Source organism: Saccharopolyspora pogona, from assembly GCF_014697215.1.
Taxonomy (GTDB): domain Bacteria; phylum Actinomycetota; class Actinomycetes; order Mycobacteriales; family Pseudonocardiaceae; genus Saccharopolyspora; species Saccharopolyspora hattusasensis.
Genome location: NZ_CP031142.1, coordinates 6,697,128 through 6,712,164, shown reverse-complemented (window position 1 = coordinate 6,712,164; position 15,037 = coordinate 6,697,128). Strand labels below are relative to the sequence as shown.

The following is a 15,037-nucleotide window of genomic DNA, read 5'->3' as shown; positions in this document are numbered from 1 at the left end:
GCCGGTCGGGGATGGAGCGAACGGCCCGTTCGCGTCGCTAGACGAAGTCAACAGGCCGTTCGCTTCACCCCACTGAAACACGCACCCAAGCGGGCCGAACCTGTCACCTACGCAGCGAAGCGAAGAACGCCGTGACGTCATTGGCGAACAGGTCGGGTTCCTCCATCGCCGGGAAGGTTCCGCCACGGTCGTACTCCGTCCAGCGCACGATGTTGTTGATGCGCTCCGCGAACGGGCGGACCGGCGCGAGGATGTCCTTGGGGAACACCGCGACACCGTGCGGGACGGTTCCGTTCTGCAGCTCCGCGATGACGCCTTCCTCCTCCGCCTTGGATGAATTGTCCGGAGTCTCCACAAAGGACCGGGCCGCCGAACCCGCAGTGGTGGTGAGCCAGTACAGCATCACCGTGGTCAGGATCCGGTCGCGGTCGATCGCGTCTTCCGGCGTGTCCTCGCAGTCGGTCCACTCCTTGAGCACTCCGACGATCCAGCCGAGCAGCCCGATCGGCGAGTCCGCCAGCGGATACGCCAACGCCTGCGGCTTCGTGGACTGGATCAGCTTGTACCCGTACAGCTCGTCGGTGTAGCGCTGCCACGCGCCCATCCGAGCGTGGTCGACGTCGCTGAGCCCGGCCATCTCGTCCGGGTCACCGCCCGGGAAGGTGATCATCCCGTTGGTGTGCACGCCGATCACTTTGTCCGGCGCGAGAATCGCGAGCTCGCGGGAGATCCACGTGCCCCAGTCGCCGCCCTGCGCCCCATAGCGCTCGTAGCCGAGCCGGTTCATCAGTTCCGCCCAGGCCCGGGCGACCCGGTTGGCGCCCCAACCGGTGGCGCGGGTCGGCCCGGACAGGCCGTAGCCCGGCAGCGACGGGATGACCAGGTGGAACGACTCGTTGAGCGGCCCGATGACGTCCAGGTACTCGGCGATGGAACTCGGCCAGCCGTGCGTGAGGACCAGCGGCAGGGCGTCCGGCCGGGGCGAGCGGACGTGCAGGAAGTGGATGTTCTCGCCGTCGATTTCGGTGGTGTACTGCGGGAATTCGTTCAGTCGTGCCTCCTGCGCCCGCCAGTCGTAGCCGCTGCGCCAGTACTCCGCCAGCTCCCGCAGGTAGCCCAGCGGCGGGCCGTAGCTCCAGCCCAGCCCCGGCACCTCGTCGGTCCAGCGGGCCCGGGCCAGCCGTTCCCGGAGGTCGTCCAGGTCGTGCTCCGGGATGTCGAGGCGGAACGGGGTGATGTCACGAGAGGCCATGCACACTCCTTCGTACGTTGTACGGTACGTAATACGCGCAAGGCGCCCGCGTTGTTCCCGAAGCGGGAAAAAAATTCGAGGGGCGCCCCCCAAGCTGGGACGCCCTCGGTCATCGGACCAGGTCATCGGACCAGGTCATCGGACCATTTCCGCCAGGGATCGGCCTTTGGTCTCCTTCAGGTACTTCACCACGAACACCACCGAGATCAACGCGAACGCGGCGTAAATGAAGTAGGTGACGGGCAGGTTCCAGTCCCGCAGGCTCGGGAAGCTCACCGTCACCAGCCAGTTCGCGATCCAGTTCGTCGCGGTCCCGACCGCCAGCGCGGCGGCCCGGATGCGCGCCGGGAACATCTCTCCCAGCAGCACCCACATCACGACGCCCCACGAGCTTGCTTACTCGATTCAGGGTGGACTAGCTCACCGCGATGTGAGAGCGGGGCGTGAGATCACAAAACCGGCACGACCTGGGGAAATGCCGCCTGGGGGTGGCCGCGACACTACCGAAAGTAGTCGTCGTGTCAGGAAACACCCGCCGCCGGCGCTGCCCCTGGGGCGCGCGATCTGGCCGAAATCGGCGAGGCGGGAGACTGGCGATCATGCCGGGAATCGGAGCGCCGCAGGATTCGGCCGCGAAGCTGCACGCGTGGCGGATCGAGGATCGCGAATACGCCCGGCACGAGGCGCGCCGTGGCCGGCGTTTCGCGTTCCCCAGCTTCGCCCCGACCAGGACCGCGCTGGTGATCATCGACATGGTGCCGTTCTTCGTGACCGGCAACCCCTACTGCCGTGGCATCGTGCCCAACATCGACCGCCTGGCCCAGGTCCTCCGCGCGGCCGGTGGCACGGTGGCATGGGTCCTACCGGCGGTCACCGAACGGACGTCGGCAGCAGAGGAATTCTACGGCCCGGATGCGGAAGAGGCGTTCCGCACCGCGGGCGGCACGGGAGCGCTGGCGGAACGCGTCTGGCGGGAGTTCACGATCCACGACGACGATGTGCTGGTCGAGAAGTCCGCGCCCAGCGCTTTCTTCCCCGGCCGGTGCGCACTGCCGGAACTGTTGACGCGCCGCGGAATCGACACGGTCCTGATCACCGGGACGGTCACGAACGTGGCTGCGAATCCTCGGCCCCCGACGCGAGCACCCTGGGCTTCCGCGTGATCATGATCGCGGACGGCAACGCGGCAGGGCGCGACGAAGACCACAACGCCACGCTGCACACCATCTACCGATCATTCGGCGATGTTCGCCCCACCGCCGAGGTGCTGGCGATGCTCGAAGGAACCGGAGTCAGCGACGGGTGTCGGTGCGCCGGAAGTTGAGGTAGGCCCGCGACGACGTCGGCCCGCGCTGCCCCTGGTAGCGCGACCCGGCCTCCTTCGAGCCGTACGGGAAGTCCGCAGGGCTCGACAACCGGAACAGGCAAAGCTGACCGATCTTCATCCCCGGCCACAAGGTGATCGGCAGATTGGCCACATTGGAAAGTTCCAGCGTGATGTGACCGGTGAACCCGGGGTCGATGAACCCGGCGGTGGAGTGCGTGAGCAACCCCAGCCGCCCCAGCGACGACTTGCCCTCCAGCCGGCCGGCCAGGTCGTCCGGCAACCGCACCGACTCGAAGGTCGACCCGAGAACGAACTCGCCCGGGTGCAGCACGAACGGATCGTCGCCGGGCGTCTCCACCAACGACGTCAGCTCGTCCTGCTGCTTCGACGGGTCGATGTGGGTGTACCGGGTGTTGTCGAAGACCCGGAAGAAGCGATCCAGCCGGACGTCGATGCTCGACGGCTGGATCATGGCGGCGTCGAACGGATCAAGTTCGAGCCGACCGTCATCGAGCTCTTTGCGCAGGTCCCGGTCACTCAGCAACACACCCCAAGCGTATCGGGAGCCTGGTTACGATCTTCGCCCGCCACCGTGTTAGGCTGACAACGCCTCAAAGCAAGCCGAAGAGGTATGCGGATGTAGTTCAATGGTAGAACATCAGCTTCCCAAGCTGAATACGCGGGTTCGATTCCCGTCATCCGCTCCAACAGAGTTTTAGCACGTCAGAAGGGGTGCTCCCGATCTTCGGGAGCACCCCTTCTGACGTTTCAGACCCGCTTCGTGCTGTCCGCGTGGTTAGCTCGCGGGAGCCATGCGTAGACCAGGCACGCCGAACTTTGTCACGGTTTCAGTCCACTTGATCATTTGGTTGAAGTTTCCGCGCGCCGGGCCCTTCGGGCCGGTGAACACCAGCGATTCGGGCGCAGCCTTGACGTACTTCTCCAGTCCTCCATCAGCTCCCGCCGAATCGCCGTCGGTACGGTGATCGTCCGGACCCCGGCACCGACTTCGGCGGGCCGACGACGATCCCTTTGCCCTTCACTTCCGTGTGCGCCACCCGCACATGGATCGAGCTGGCATCTTGTCGCCCAGTAGGCGCGAGCGCCACTCTCGCTGCATGGGGCTGGATCCGGCCGACAAGCGACCCGCCTATCGTCAGGTTGCCGACAACCTGCGACGCGCGATCGTCTCCGGCGCGCTTTGAGCCGGGCGACCAGCTGCCGTCGGTCTCCGCACTGACCTCGGAGTACGGCATTGCAGCGATGACCGCGCGCGGCGATCAAAGAGCTGAGCACCGCCGCGCTCATCGTGGTCCGGCAGGGCCAAGGCGCGTTCGTACTCGAAGGCGCTGCAGCCAAGTCCGAACTCACCGTTGACGACTTGGCCGGCCTGTTCCAGCAGCTCAGTTCGGCTGTCGAGCAGCTCACCGAGCGGGTTGCCTCCCTTGAGGCGAATCTTCCTTCTGAGCAGTCGAAAGACGACTCTCCAGCACGGAAACGCGGACGCTGAGGTCTGCCACCTGACCCACGATCTTCAGCGCCATTGCGCGTAGTTCTGCCAAGTTTGTGTTGTGGTTTCTGCCATGTGGTGATCCCGTCCTTGGATGGTTGGCGGGGCAAGCCGGGGGAATGCCGCCCCGCCAACCGTGATCAGCCCGTTGAACATTCGGGAGGGCGGGCTGACCAAGCCTCTACAGGTAGACCCGCACTCGGCGACGACGCATACGCCGCCATTCGCGGTTCTTCCGCCAGCGCCGCAGGAACTTCACGAACACCTCAACGTCCGCCTTCCCGCTCGTCGAACCTCTCGAACCCGGCCACTGCGGCCGCGATCATTTCGTTGAGCCGCAACAGGTTCCGCCGAGCCATCGTGTAAACGATCGGAGTCGCGCAGTCGATGAGCAGATCAACCGTGTTGAAATCCGGCCACACCTGTACCTCGATCCCAGTTCGGTCCACCACCAACAAACGCTTCAGCTTGCCGACCGGAAACGCCACGCCGTTCAGGAACTCCGCAGGCAACGGCCGTCCGAGTGGATCAGTCATGACAGGTCCTCACGCGGCCACATACTTGCCGGGGCCTCCGTATCCAGCGGCACCGTGTTCAGCGAGCCCGCAGCCGTGATGCCGGTGAAACCAGCGCACCGCCGCGCCTCATGCTCGAACTGCTGACCAGCACGAACCAACTGCGCCGCAAACTGCGCAGCCCGCAACGCCGATCCCGTGTCCTGGCCGATCGTGACCATCACGCTTGCCGACGGATCATGAATCGCCAACATCGGTGTCCCCGTCGCGTAAATCAGGCACTCGGCGTACGTGCCGTCGTCCGGCTGCACCGTGACAAAGATCGGCATCTCGGTCCTCACGCCTTCCCCGGCCGTTCATCGGTTGCGGCCAACGCGTCCATTCCGTCCTTGAGTGCCTGCCGCAGCGTGTCCACCGCGCCCCGGTCGACCAGCAATGCAACCGGAAACGCCTTGCCGAACCTGACCTCGACCCGATCGGCAAACGCCAGAGCGCGAGCCCGGATCGGAAGCTCCGTCGTGACGTGCACATGCACCATGTCTCGCATCTCCCGACCTATCTCTCCGCTTCGCAAACGTGGGGCGGGTAGTCGTCCGGGGTATTCATCGTGGTCCTCCCTGCGCTACGCCGAGCCGTTCTCGGCGTCTGATTACAACTTTCGGCGAAATCACGGGACACGAGCACCACATAGCGGGACTTCTAGGGACGTCCTTGCTAGCGTTCAAGACGTCCCTATTCGTCCCTTTGAGGTTGAAATGCCTAACGAGCGGCTACGTGATGCTTTGCTGCGCAACGGAATCACACCTGAACAGGTAGCGGAGGCGACCAAGGTCGACCCCAAGACGGTCGAACGGTGGATCACACGGTCCAGGACCCCCTACCCCAAGCACCGTCATGCCGTGGCCGCGATGGTGCGCGAGTCCGAGACCTATCTCTGGCCCGATGCCATCGAGCCAGAACGCAGCGCGGAAGTCAGCGGTTCAGAGATCGTCAAGGTCTACCCGCACCGCCACGCCGTACCCCGCGACCTCTGGACGCAGCTACTCGACCGCGCCACCAGCGAAGTCGAGATCCTCGTCTACGTCGGCATGTTCCTCACCGAGGACCGCAACATCCTACGGAAACTCACTGACAAGGCCAACAACGGCGCCCGCATCCGGCTCCTGTTCGGCGACCCGGCAAGCGTAGCCATCACCCGCCGCAGCTCGGAAGAAAACATCGGTAAGAGCACCATCTCGGCGAAGATCCGCCAGGCCCTCGCGTTCTTCGAACCAGTCTCTAGCGTTGAGGGAATCGACGTCCGCTACCACGGGACGACGCTGTACAACTCGATCTACCGCTACGACGACGACATGATCGTCAACCCGCACGTCTACGGCTTCCAGGCCCCGCACGCCCCGGCCCTGCACCTGCGGCGACTGTCAGCGGGGGACCTGTTCGAGACCTATTCAGAGAGCTTCGAAGCGGTCTGGAACGCAGCCAAACCGCCGAAGTGGTAGACACGCTGACGTGCCCAAACGCGACTACTACAACGACCCCGACGGCCCGCCGGCTAACAGCATCGTCGTCGCGGTCGCTGCCTTCGTCCAAGACGATACAGGCCGAGTCCTGATGATCCGCCGAACCGACAACGACCAGTACGCCATCCCCGGAGGCGCACAAGACATCGGCGAAACCGTCGCACAGGCAGCCATCCGCGAAACCGCCGAAGAAACCGGCATTGACATCGAGGTCAGCGGCCTGATCGGAGTCTACTCCGACCCCGGCCACGTCATCGCCTACGACGACGGAGAAGTCCGCCAGGAGTTCTCCCTCTGCTTCCGCGCCCTCCCCATCGGCGGCACACCCCGCACCAGCAGCGAAAGCAAAGAGGTCCACTGGGTAGACCCCGCCGACATTGCCACGCTCAACATCGGCCGGGCCAACCGCCTCCGCATCGAACACGGCTTGCAGCAACGCGCCGAGCCCTACATCGGCTGATCAGCCGCGACCAAGCCCGCCGCAACGAGCCGCCGAGTCGTCCGCTGCACCGCGGCCTCCAACTCGTCATAGCCCTCAGCCAGGAACCGTCGCGTCACCGATCCCGGTTCGACCTCGAGGATCCGCTCCTCAAACGTCAACCGCTGCCCGTCTGGCCCGGTCGTCATGTCGCAGTACCACAACGCATCCCGCAGCGGCCCCAGCTCATCAGTGAACTCCACCAACTCATCGGAGAGTCCACGTATCACAGCCTCAACCCGAGCCCCCGAATGATGCGCCACCAGCGCGCACAACCGCTCATCGGCACCGACCGACCGAAGGAACCGCGCGCGGTTTGGCGCATAACCGACGTCATGCACGACCGCCACAGCTATCAGCAGCTCGGAGTCAGGCTCGTAACACCCAGCGATCCGGATCGCTGCGCTACCAACGCCTTATACATGCATCCAACGACGCGGCAACGACATAGCCAAATGCTCTTCAGCCAACTCCCTCGCCCACGCAACGAGATCCACTCAGTACACCAGAGCGGACGAGGACACACCGAACCGGTTGACGTGTCACCAGCTCGACCACGCTGACCCAGTTGCCAGTTTCGCTATCCAGTCTCCATCTGCGACAAACCGCAATGAGCCGGCAACGGTACTCAGCTGCCGATGATCAACGCCCCGCAACGGCGCTCCGGCGGAAAGACCAAAGTACTACGCCCCAAGCAAGAAGTTCTAAGAGCCTTCATGGACCCTACCCACTGCATCTTCGTGATCATCATCACGATACCCATATGGCAGTACCGGAAAGTAGAGTAAACATTGATTATCGCTGACCTGCGTTAATTTTCTACGGAAAAACCAAGGGGATATATGACGCAATCAGCCGACGGCCTAAATGAATACAGAGAAAAAGTTAAAGAGTACGAACTCGCCGCAAACAGCCTTTCTCATCTTAAGTCCACCCAGCGTGCATACTGGGGAATGATAATCGCCGGCGGACTACTTGCATTGCTTCTCGGCTACTCCGTCATTATAGGACTCTGGCGCGAAAAGCCATTGATAACCCAGTACGTCGGGCTAATTCTCGTCGTGTTAATTATGGTACTGGGCGGATGGCTGGCATGGAGAAACAGTCCCGAAGTTACTGAGCAAAACCTAAACCTTCGAAATCTCGCTCACGACAAACAGACGCTGGCAGCAAAACTACCACTGGACACCCCCGAAGCCCTTCGAATCTACAGGGAGAGCGCGCTAGATTGGATAGATCACTACCGCACGCGAGCCACTCGAAGCCGCCGCATAAATAATCTCTTTCAGGGAATTATTATTGTCGCTTCCGCAGTGGCTTCAACAGCTACGGCCATCACCGGAGAATTTCCTCCCATGCGATGGGCGGCTACAGTTCTGAGCGCCACTGTCACAGTTTCAGCAGGGCTTACCGCCTACTTTAAGTTCCGCGAGCGCGGCCATGGTCTTCAGACAACAGCCGACGAACTTGAAAAGCACTACACAGCTGCACAATTCAAGCTAGACGATTTCGCAAACGACAAAGACGAGCAAGCGCGACTGGAGCGTTTCGCAAGATATGCAGAGCGTTTGAAGGAAGAGCAGCGTAAACGCGAATTGCAGCTAGAACAATCCCCGGAAAGATCCGGAGACCGCAACTGAGCCAACGCTTTCGTTGCCGAATTGCGCTCTACGGGATCAAGGCGCCTCCTTCGGCGGCGCGGGCCGGGCGGTGTGGCACGGCGCTTGCGCGTGCGGCCTGGCGGCCGTTCGCGCGCCGGCCACCGCCCGGCCGCCGACCGAAGCGCCGATGTCGCGAGAGCTCAGGCGCCCACGGCTTCCAGCGACAGACGTCCGACGAGCGCCGAGCCTGCCGGACTTGGTGCCGCAGTCCTGGCGCTCGCTGCCGCACCGCTTCCGGTCCTCGCTCCGCTCCGGTCCGGGTCGGCTTGCCAACAGGCGATGTGGCCGCCGACACGCCTTCCGCTCGATGCGGCCAAACGGCCCGGTCGGGCTGGCACGGTCCCGTCAGCGCCGGTCGCGGCGGTCTAGGCCGAGCGGACAGAGCCGGGGAAACAGCCACGAAGCGGACGGCGGGTAGGGGGTCACAACGGGCCACACACGGGCCACTAGGACCGGCCAGAAGCGGTCAATCACGGTCACCCAGACCAGCCCCAGCCGCAGGTCAAAGCCTCTGACCGTCCACATGTATCGGATTCCCAAGCTGAGAAACGCGGGTTCGATTCCCGTCATCCGCTCCAACAGAGTTTCCGCGCGCCGAGCCCTTCGGGCCGGTGAACACCAGCGATTCGGGAGCAGCCTTGACGTACTTCTCCAGTGCTCCATCAGCTCCCGCCGAATCGCCATCGGTACGGTGATCGTCCGGACCCCGGCACCGACTTCGGCGGGCCGACGACGATCCCTTTGCCCTTCACTTCCGTGTGCGCCACCCGCACATGGATCGAGCTGGCATCTTGTCGCCCAGTAGGCGCGAGCGCCACTCTCGCCGCATAGGGCTGAATCCGGCCGACAAGCGACCCGCCTCTCGGCAGGTTGCCGACAACCTGCGACGCGCGATCGTCTTTGGCGATTAGCTGGCCGGACCGGGAACACCGGCCGTGCCGTCGTCGTCCGTCCGGCCTTCGCGCTACTCGGTGACCATGCCGCTCATGCGGTCCGCGATCTCCTTGTCCGCCTCGCTGGTCGCACGCTCGTAGATCAGCGCAGCACGCATGTCGTCGTGTCCCGTCAGCGCCATTAGTTCCTTTGTGGACGCTCCGGTCCGTGCGGCGAATTGGTTACCCGTGTGCCGCAGGTCGTGGAAGTGCAGACCAGGCACCCCCAACTTGGCGACGGTCTCAACCCACTTGACCATTCATCAGGACACGGAACCTCTATGAAGTTGATCTGTGGAAGGACCATCTTCATACCGGGGTTCCGCGTCTTTGTGTTGCACCGCAACACCCTTCGGCGCATCATCAGCTACCACTACCCGACGTCACCACTGGTTACCCGGAAAGGCTCATTCCGCCCGGCTCGACGACAAACCCACAGGCCAGCTAACCGCGTCGCCAATCAGCCCCGATTCGTGGCCCAAGTCAGGAGGACACTTGCCGTGCCACCCAAACCAAAAGGGATGGATTCAGCAACTTTCTGGCGACACCGACACCGTTACCACCGCTGTCACGACGCTGAGCTCAGCGCAGAATCCATCCGACGAATGGGCTTCGACTTCGGCGGAACCTTGACCCACGCGCCACGCAATTCAGCTATCCCCACCGACAACGCAATCCAGTCCGCTCGCGAATTTCTCACCACGAGCCAACGGCCCACCAACCTCGAATGGCAGGAGCCGCAGTACGGCTGACCTGGACCAGGTGCGCCCGCGGGTTTGACGTGATCTTGGAAGGGCGAAGTGTCCGCTGCCGCCTCGACGAGGTGCTCGTAGTCGCGCCTCTTGAGAGAATCCCCGCTCGGGGCGGAGGTCGAAGACCACTCCGGTTTCGGGCTCCAGATCGCAACTGCTCGGGTAGGTCCCGAGAAGTTACCGGCTTCTCCGAGCAACTTGCCTTCGCAGCCTTGCCTAGGAACTTCGAGGCAGCAGGGTTTTCCGTCATGCTGGCGGGGTGAGGGCATCAGAGGTTCGGTTGGGTGCGACCTACCGGGTTCGTGTTGGGCCGGGGGACAACCCTGCTCAGTACCTCTCCGGGGATCCCGGGCGCAGCGAGGGCGATCTTGCTCTCTTCTTACTGGCTCTTGGTAGTGGCGATGGGATCAGCAGCGAGTTCGACCTCACCGTTACCTCTGTTGATCAGACGCTCGGCGGCGAGGCCGCCGTTACCGGCATCCGGGTTTCCGACACCTCCCACGTCAGCGTGCCGCTGCCTCCGGAGATCGCTCAGCAGCTGGGGCTTTCCGCTGACGTCGACTATGTCGTTGAAGGCGTTCTGAAGGATCCCAGCACCGGCCAGGTCGTGAGCCTGCCCAGCGACCAGACGTTGACCGTCCCGGTGCGCTGGTTGCATCCGTTGCCGTGACCCGCCGGAGAGCCTTCCGCAGTCGGCTCACTCGCCGGCGGGTTGGGCTGGGCGTTCTCCTGGTCGGTTTCTGAACACGAATGTGCGTTGGGCTAGGAAGTTGAAGGTTGTCGCCACCGCTTGGGAGATCGCCCAGGCGAGCGTGATCTGCCAGGGCGAGTCCGGGAGGAGTCGGAGAGCCAGTGCATTCACCCCTCCGACCAGGGCGAAAGCCACCGCGAGGACGACGGTCAGCGCTACGACCTCGCGCGGGTTCCGGCGCGAGGTGAACGTCCAGCGGCGGTTCACCAGGTAGACCGCAGTGCTTCCGATGATGAAGCTGAGGACTCGGGCCAGCTCGGGCCAAACCCCCGCGGCGAGGATCAGTCTGAGGCTGCCGTAGTCGACGACCGCGCCGCCGATCCCCACCAGGCCAAATCGGAACGCTTGCGTGAAGAAACCCAACCGCTTCACCTGCCGCAGAACGCTCGCCGTGTTCGAAGGCAACGCCCCTCCAGAGGCAGCGCGTGCATGCCACAACCAGCCGTGACCGTACTACTGGACGCGGGTCGCCGGGTCGGCGCGGGTCAGAGGTCGAAGACCGCTCCGGTTTCGGACTTCAGGACGCAGCTGTTCGGGTAGGTTTCCGTGAAGCTCACGGGTTTTCCGTGCCAGTTGCCTTCGAGCTTCGCCGTGATGGGCTGGTACTGGAGGGTGCAGGCCTTCGACTGGTCCGGCGTCATCTGCCGGAAATCCGCTTGGACCGTTTCGAGTTCCGTGCACGCTTGCGCCGCGTGCTTGTGCGTGCCTCCCGCCGGGTGACATTCGAGGACCGCGAAGCTGCGCACCGAAGCGCCGCCCGTGTCCAGCGAGAGCCGGAGCGCGCTGGGGCCATTCGCCGGGGCCGCCGCGACCGTCGATGCGGAGGCGATCACTGTTCCGGCGATCAGGGCCGACGCGAGCAGGGCACGACGCATTGTTTTCGCCAACACCGTTCCTCATTCCGATCAAGGCCGCGGCTATTCGCAGCACTAGTCTCTGGAGATGCGGACCGTCAGCACAAGACACCCGATGCGCGCCAACGGTGTCTCGTGCTGACTCGGCCCGACCGGCGGGCTTGCGAAATCCGGGAGAATCCGCGTTTTCCGCGCCTACCGGTGAAAGTCCGCCGCAGCGGACGTGGACAACGGTACTGGACTACATGACGTGATGATCATTAGCCCGAACGGGTAACGCCGGGAATCCTTTTGCCGGAGCCGGTCAGAAGAGGCGGGTGCCGTTGGGGACCGGGTGGTCGAAGCCCGCCAGGACCACGCTGTTGCCCTCGTCCTGGGCACCGGTCACCAGGACCTCGGACTTCACACCCGCGATTCTCTTCGGGGCGAAGTTGCAGACGCAGAGGACTTGGCGGCCGATCAGGTCCTCGGGTTCGTAGTGCTCCGTGATCTGCGCGCTCGACGTCTTGGTCCCGAGTTCTTCGCCCAGGTCGACCTTCAGCACGTAAGCGGGCTTGCGCGCCTTCTCGTTCGGCTCCGCCTGCACGATCGTCCCCACCCGCAGCTCCACCTTTTCGAAGTCGGCCCACTCGATCTCCGACATCGTGCGACCACGCTCCTGTTTGGACCGGATCCCGCTGGCTGCGGCGGGTTTCGTCAGCAGCGTACCCGGGTAGATGTAGTGGACTCCGCACTTCCCAGCAGCCGGAGAGCATCGTCACCACAGCGGGGCGATGGGTCGGCGCCGTCCGCCGCTGCGGTTAGTCTTCGGCCAGCGGACCGTTCACCTGCGGGGAGGAAGATTGCCGCATGGAGTGGCCGTCGGGTCGTGAGCTGGCCGAGCACCGGCCGGCCGTCTTCGGTGCCGCGTACCGGCTGCTCGGGAGCGTTGCCGATGCCGAGGACGTCGTGCAGGACGTTTGGCTCCGGGCCGCCAAAGCGGATCTCGGCGCGGTCGAGGACCTTCGGGCGTGGTTGGTGACCGTTGCCGCTCGGCGTTCCTACGACATCCTCAGATCCGCTCGGGTGCAGCGGGAGAGCTACGTCGGGCCGTGGTTGCCGGAGCCGCTGTTGACCGGGCCGGACGCCGCCGAGCCCGTGCTCGTCGATGAATCCGTCGGCTCGGCGATGCTGCTGATAATGGAGCAGTTGAGCCCTCCGGAGCGGGTCGCCTTCGTCCTGCACGACGTGTTCGGGTTGGAGTTTGCGCGGATCGCCGAGGTGCTCGGCAGCGCCGTGCCCGCCGCCCGGAAGCTGGCTTCGCGGGCGCGGCACCGGGTCGCCGAAGCGAAGGACACCGCGCCGGAGGCTCCGCGGGCCGAGCGGGAGCGTCTGCTCCACGCGTTCCGCTCCGCGTACGAGACCGGGGACCTGGCCGCGCTGGTCGAGCTGATGCATCCCGACGCCATCTACCTCACCGACGGTGGCAGGAAGATCGCCGCGGCGCGCGTGCCCATCCTCGGTGGCCAGCGCATCTCCGAGGTCATGGTCCGGGTGGGTCGGCGGTGGCCGGCCCGCCGCATCGACATCGTCGAGATTGGCGGCGAAGCGGCCATTGCGTTCCGCCGGGAGGGCCGCATCCACTCCGTCGACACCGTCTCCATTAGCGATGGCCGGATCGGCAACTACCGGCGGCTGCTCAACCCGGAGAAACTCGCCCACCTCCAGGCGGTCACATCTGAGCAGCCCCGATCGTCTCCCTGGTGACAGCCCAGAACGACAGGGAGACGACGATGGCACGCCTGAACCTCGGCACAGCGGCACCGGAGCCCTACCAGGGCTTCAAGGACGCCGACGCCGCGATCCGCAAGGGGCCGCTGGACGACAAGGTGCGCGAGCTGGTCAAGATCCGGGTCTCGCAGATCAACGGCTGCGTCTTCTGCGTCGACATGCACAGCCGGGAGGCCCGCCGGATCGGCGAGACCGAGGACCGGCTCCTTCAGCTGCCGGTGTGGCAGGAGTCGGAGCTGTTCGACGAGCGGGAGCGGGCCGCGCTGGGTTACGCCGAGGCGGCGACCCTCCGCGATCACATCGACGACGAGCAGTGGGAGGAGCTGCGCAAGGCGTTCCCGGACGAGTCCGAGCTCGGCCACCTGATCGCCCAGGTTTCGCTGATCAACGCCTTGAACCTGATCGGCGTTCCGCTGCAGATGAAGCCGCCGCGCCGCTGAGGCCCGAGGTCGTGCACTCACGACCCGGTGCATGGCTTCCTGTACGTGCAGGCGGCGGTTTCGCGCGAAAACGCCGTTTGGCCCCACTCCGATCCGCGCGGGTTCTGAGGGGTCCGGGGTGGTGTTCAGGCGGCGGTGCGGATTTCGGCGATCCGGTTTTCCAGGGCCGCGCCGAGTTCTGCTGGTCTTAGTGGGGCGAGGACGAGTTCTGGGCCGAGGCCTGGGCGGTGTTGTTGGGTCAGGCCGTAGCGGCCGTCCGGTTCGAAGGCGTCGAACCACTTCAGCACTTGGGAACGGTGCGTGCGGCCCAGCCGGTCGCGGAGGTTCGCGGTGAACTGGCCGTCGCGGAAGTGGCCTTCCTCGGTCATCGCGCGCAGCGTCGTGGCCGCCGGGGCGGCTCGCTTCGGACCGGCGGACTGCATCATGTCGAGGTTCTCGAAGCTTTCGTCGGCGTTGTCGCGCTGTGTGAGATCGGCGACCGGAACCGCCAGGCGCGGGCGTTTCCCTGGCGGTTCCGGCGGCATGCCCTGGACCGCCGCGGCGCCGACCGAGGTCCGCGGATGCACGGAGATCCGCAGGTCACCCCCGTGCTGCTCGGATTCGCCCGGGTCCTGGACGACTGGCACCGAGCCTTCCTCGGTGGCCGCTGCCAGCAGCCGGGTCGGGGATTGGTTGGTGTCGTCGGGCATCCAGAGCCCTTCGATCCACAGGCCCGGCTTGGCGAGCTGGGCGAGCAACTCTTCGTGGCAAGCATGTCGGCCTTCTCGTCGTAGACCCGCGCGACCGCTTCGGCTGCTGCCGGGTCCATCACGAGCTGGCCGTTGTCGACCGCCGCGCGCAGCCCCTCCGCCTATCCGGCCAGCGCGCTTGCCCCGGCGGTTAAGCCTTCCATCCCCGTGGTCAACGCAGCTCCCTCCACGTTCGCGATCACCGCTGGTCACACGGTGGTGTGATCACGAACGCAGATAGCACAAGAGCCAGGTCCCGGCCCGGACAACATTCGTGAAACGGCTCCACGAAACGCCCGAACGGCCCAATTCACCAGCGGCGATCCCGCAACCCCGAGACGAACGCCACCCATTGCCGTCGGGGGAACATCAGCATGGCCCCATCCCGGTCCTTCGTATCCCGAACGCCGACGATGCCCGGCCCGCCCCCGACCTCAACGCAGTTTCCTTGCCCGGCGCTTCGGCTCGACTTCCTCCAGCCAACCTCGACGCACTCGGACTGGCTGCCGCTGTAGCTGGACTTCCGCCAGTTGATCGCGTTCATCAA

At 64.8% G+C, this 15,037-nt stretch carries 20 protein-coding genes, 1 tRNA gene and 1 pseudogene; 9 read left to right on the top strand and 13 right to left on the bottom strand.

Annotated elements, in window-relative coordinates; genetic code table 11:
* Window positions 1-103: 103 nt before the first annotated feature.
* Together DL519_RS31280 and DL519_RS31275 are read right to left on the bottom strand one after the other, a co-directional pair.
* Window positions 104-1,252, bottom strand: a complete 1,149-nt coding sequence (locus DL519_RS31280; RefSeq protein WP_190820125.1) for an epoxide hydrolase family protein — start codon at window positions 1,250-1,252, stop codon at window positions 104-106.
* A gap of 135 nt (window positions 1,253-1,387) precedes the next feature.
* Window positions 1,388-1,633 (bottom strand): annotated as a pseudogene (locus DL519_RS31275) (MFS transporter); the annotation flags it as partial.
* Window positions 1,634-1,851: 218 nt separating this feature from the next.
* Between DL519_RS31275 and DL519_RS31270 the strand changes: the two are divergent.
* A complete protein-coding gene (locus DL519_RS31270; RefSeq protein WP_223839784.1) occupies window positions 1,852-2,415 on the top strand; it encodes an isochorismatase family protein in 564 nt (187 codons plus the stop codon).
* Window positions 2,416-2,544: 129 nt separating this feature from the next.
* Here DL519_RS31270 and dcd read toward each other — a convergent pair whose 3' ends face one another.
* Complete coding sequence (gene dcd, locus DL519_RS31265) at window positions 2,545-3,126, bottom strand: dCTP deaminase (protein WP_190820123.1); 582 nt, start codon at window positions 3,124-3,126, stop codon at window positions 2,545-2,547.
* Window positions 3,127-3,212: 86 nt separating this feature from the next.
* Between dcd and DL519_RS31260 the strand changes: the two genes are divergently transcribed.
* Window positions 3,213-3,286: transfer RNA gene (locus DL519_RS31260), tRNA-Gly, on the top strand.
* Between the two features lie 1,069 nt (window positions 3,287-4,355).
* Here the strand turns inward: DL519_RS31260 and DL519_RS31255 are convergent.
* From DL519_RS31255 to DL519_RS31245, 3 genes are read right to left on the bottom strand one after another with little or no spacing between them, the layout of a single operon-like run.
* Entirely contained in the window at window positions 4,356-4,625 is a 270-nt protein-coding gene (locus DL519_RS31255) for a hypothetical protein (protein ID WP_190820121.1), read from the bottom strand.
* Window positions 4,622-4,945 carry a hypothetical protein gene (locus DL519_RS31250; RefSeq protein ID WP_190820119.1) on the bottom strand — a complete coding sequence of 108 codons (324 nt, stop codon included), beginning with the start codon at window positions 4,943-4,945 and terminating at the stop codon, window positions 4,622-4,624. Before DL519_RS31250 ends, DL519_RS31255 begins: the two co-directional genes overlap by 4 nt.
* Entirely contained in the window at window positions 4,942-5,151 is a 210-nt protein-coding gene (locus DL519_RS31245) for a hypothetical protein (RefSeq protein WP_223839782.1), read from the bottom strand. Before DL519_RS31245 ends, DL519_RS31250 begins: the two co-directional genes overlap by 4 nt.
* Before the next feature lie 208 nt (window positions 5,152-5,359).
* Here DL519_RS31245 and DL519_RS31240 point away from each other — a divergent pair, with 208 nt between their 5' ends.
* Together DL519_RS31240 and DL519_RS31235 are read left to right on the top strand one after the other, a co-directional pair.
* Window positions 5,360-6,103: a DUF5919 domain-containing protein gene (locus DL519_RS31240; protein WP_190820117.1), complete on the top strand. Its 744-nt coding sequence runs from the start codon at window positions 5,360-5,362 to the stop codon at window positions 6,101-6,103.
* Between the two features lie 10 nt (window positions 6,104-6,113).
* Window positions 6,114-6,584 (top strand): NUDIX hydrolase, encoded by a 471-nt coding sequence (locus DL519_RS31235; protein WP_190820115.1) that lies wholly within the window; start codon window positions 6,114-6,116, stop codon window positions 6,582-6,584.
* Here the strand turns inward: DL519_RS31235 and DL519_RS47490 are convergent.
* Window positions 6,572-6,805 (bottom strand): hypothetical protein, encoded by a 234-nt coding sequence (locus DL519_RS47490; RefSeq protein WP_223839781.1) that lies wholly within the window; start codon window positions 6,803-6,805, stop codon window positions 6,572-6,574. The genes DL519_RS31235 and DL519_RS47490 overlap by 13 nt on opposite strands.
* 639 nt (window positions 6,806-7,444) lie before the next feature.
* On the opposite strand from DL519_RS47490, the gene DL519_RS31225 reads away from it, so the two are divergent.
* Window positions 7,445-8,242: a DUF4231 domain-containing protein gene (locus DL519_RS31225; protein ID WP_223839779.1), complete on the top strand. Its 798-nt coding sequence runs from the start codon at window positions 7,445-7,447 to the stop codon at window positions 8,240-8,242.
* Window positions 8,243-9,227: 985 nt separating this feature from the next.
* Here the strand turns inward: DL519_RS31225 and DL519_RS31220 are convergent.
* Window positions 9,228-9,455, bottom strand: coding sequence for a site-specific integrase (locus DL519_RS31220; protein WP_190820113.1), 228 nt, complete (start codon window positions 9,453-9,455; stop codon window positions 9,228-9,230).
* 21 nt (window positions 9,456-9,476) lie between these two features.
* Between DL519_RS31220 and DL519_RS50455 the strand changes: the two genes are divergently transcribed.
* Together DL519_RS50455 and DL519_RS31210 are read left to right on the top strand one after the other, a co-directional pair.
* Window positions 9,477-9,947 (top strand): Imm1 family immunity protein, encoded by a 471-nt coding sequence (locus DL519_RS50455; RefSeq protein WP_397544993.1) that lies wholly within the window; start codon window positions 9,477-9,479, stop codon window positions 9,945-9,947.
* Between the two features lie 280 nt (window positions 9,948-10,227).
* Window positions 10,228-10,617 carry a hypothetical protein gene (locus DL519_RS31210; RefSeq protein ID WP_190820109.1) on the top strand — a complete coding sequence of 130 codons (390 nt, stop codon included), beginning with the start codon at window positions 10,228-10,230 and terminating at the stop codon, window positions 10,615-10,617.
* A gap of 27 nt (window positions 10,618-10,644) precedes the next feature.
* On the opposite strand, the gene DL519_RS31205 is transcribed toward DL519_RS31210, so the two are convergent.
* The 3 genes from DL519_RS31205 to DL519_RS31195 all read right to left on the bottom strand — a co-directional run bounded on the left by DL519_RS31205 (window position 10,645) and on the right by DL519_RS31195 (window position 12,195).
* Entirely contained in the window at window positions 10,645-11,103 is a 459-nt protein-coding gene (locus tag DL519_RS31205; RefSeq protein ID WP_223839776.1) for a GtrA family protein, read from the bottom strand.
* A gap of 80 nt (window positions 11,104-11,183) precedes the next feature.
* Entirely contained in the window at window positions 11,184-11,588 is a 405-nt protein-coding gene (locus tag DL519_RS31200; protein WP_190820107.1) for an SSI family serine proteinase inhibitor, read from the bottom strand.
* A 268-nt stretch (window positions 11,589-11,856) separates the two neighbouring features.
* Window positions 11,857-12,195: a tRNA-binding protein gene (locus DL519_RS31195; RefSeq protein WP_190820106.1), complete on the bottom strand. Its 339-nt coding sequence runs from the start codon at window positions 12,193-12,195 to the stop codon at window positions 11,857-11,859.
* Window positions 12,196-12,401: 206 nt separating this feature from the next.
* Here DL519_RS31195 and sigJ point away from each other — a divergent pair, with 206 nt between their 5' ends.
* Both sigJ and DL519_RS31185 read left to right on the top strand, forming a co-directional pair.
* On the top strand, window positions 12,402-13,298 hold the full coding sequence (gene sigJ / locus DL519_RS31190; protein ID WP_190820104.1) for an RNA polymerase sigma factor SigJ: 897 nt from the start codon (window positions 12,402-12,404) through the stop codon (window positions 13,296-13,298).
* Window positions 13,299-13,324: 26 nt separating this feature from the next.
* Window positions 13,325-13,762 carry a carboxymuconolactone decarboxylase family protein gene (locus tag DL519_RS31185; RefSeq protein ID WP_190820102.1) on the top strand — a complete coding sequence of 146 codons (438 nt, stop codon included), beginning with the start codon at window positions 13,325-13,327 and terminating at the stop codon, window positions 13,760-13,762.
* Between the two features lie 125 nt (window positions 13,763-13,887).
* Here DL519_RS31185 and DL519_RS31180 read toward each other — a convergent pair whose 3' ends face one another.
* Window positions 13,888-14,499, bottom strand: a complete 612-nt coding sequence (locus tag DL519_RS31180; protein ID WP_263399738.1) for an ESX secretion-associated protein EspG — start codon at window positions 14,497-14,499, stop codon at window positions 13,888-13,890.
* A gap of 301 nt (window positions 14,500-14,800) precedes the next feature.
* Window positions 14,801-15,034, bottom strand: coding sequence for a DUF397 domain-containing protein (locus DL519_RS31175; RefSeq protein ID WP_190820100.1), 234 nt, complete (start codon window positions 15,032-15,034; stop codon window positions 14,801-14,803).
* Window positions 15,035-15,037: the final 3 nt, after the last annotated feature.

Excerpts from the sequence above, each read along its gene's own strand:
- DL519_RS31280 (WP_190820125.1), bottom strand. The coding sequence starts at position 1,252 with ATGGCCTCTCGTGACATCACCCCGTTCCGCCTCGACATCCCGGAGCAC.
- DL519_RS31270 (WP_223839784.1), top strand. The coding sequence starts at position 1,852 with ATGCCGGGAATCGGAGCGCCGCAGGATTCGGCCGCGAAGCTGCACGCG.
- DL519_RS31255 (WP_190820121.1), bottom strand. The coding sequence starts at position 4,625 with ATGACTGATCCACTCGGACGGCCGTTGCCTGCGGAGTTCCTGAACGGC.
- DL519_RS31245 (WP_223839782.1), bottom strand. The coding sequence starts at position 5,151 with ATGCGAGACATGGTGCATGTGCACGTCACGACGGAGCTTCCGATCCGG.
- DL519_RS31240 (WP_190820117.1), top strand. The coding sequence starts at position 5,360 with ATGCCTAACGAGCGGCTACGTGATGCTTTGCTGCGCAACGGAATCACA.
- DL519_RS31225 (WP_223839779.1), top strand. The coding sequence starts at position 7,445 with ATGACGCAATCAGCCGACGGCCTAAATGAATACAGAGAAAAAGTTAAA.
- DL519_RS31220 (WP_190820113.1), bottom strand. The coding sequence starts at position 9,455 with ATGGTCAAGTGGGTTGAGACCGTCGCCAAGTTGGGGGTGCCTGGTCTG.
- DL519_RS50455 (WP_397544993.1), top strand. The coding sequence starts at position 9,477 with ATGAAGTTGATCTGTGGAAGGACCATCTTCATACCGGGGTTCCGCGTC.
- DL519_RS31195 (WP_190820106.1), bottom strand. The coding sequence starts at position 12,195 with ATGTCGGAGATCGAGTGGGCCGACTTCGAAAAGGTGGAGCTGCGGGTG.
- sigJ (WP_190820104.1), top strand. The coding sequence starts at position 12,402 with ATGGAGTGGCCGTCGGGTCGTGAGCTGGCCGAGCACCGGCCGGCCGTC.
- DL519_RS31185 (WP_190820102.1), top strand. The coding sequence starts at position 13,325 with ATGGCACGCCTGAACCTCGGCACAGCGGCACCGGAGCCCTACCAGGGC.
- DL519_RS31175 (WP_190820100.1), bottom strand. The coding sequence starts at position 15,034 with ATGAACGCGATCAACTGGCGGAAGTCCAGCTACAGCGGCAGCCAGTCC.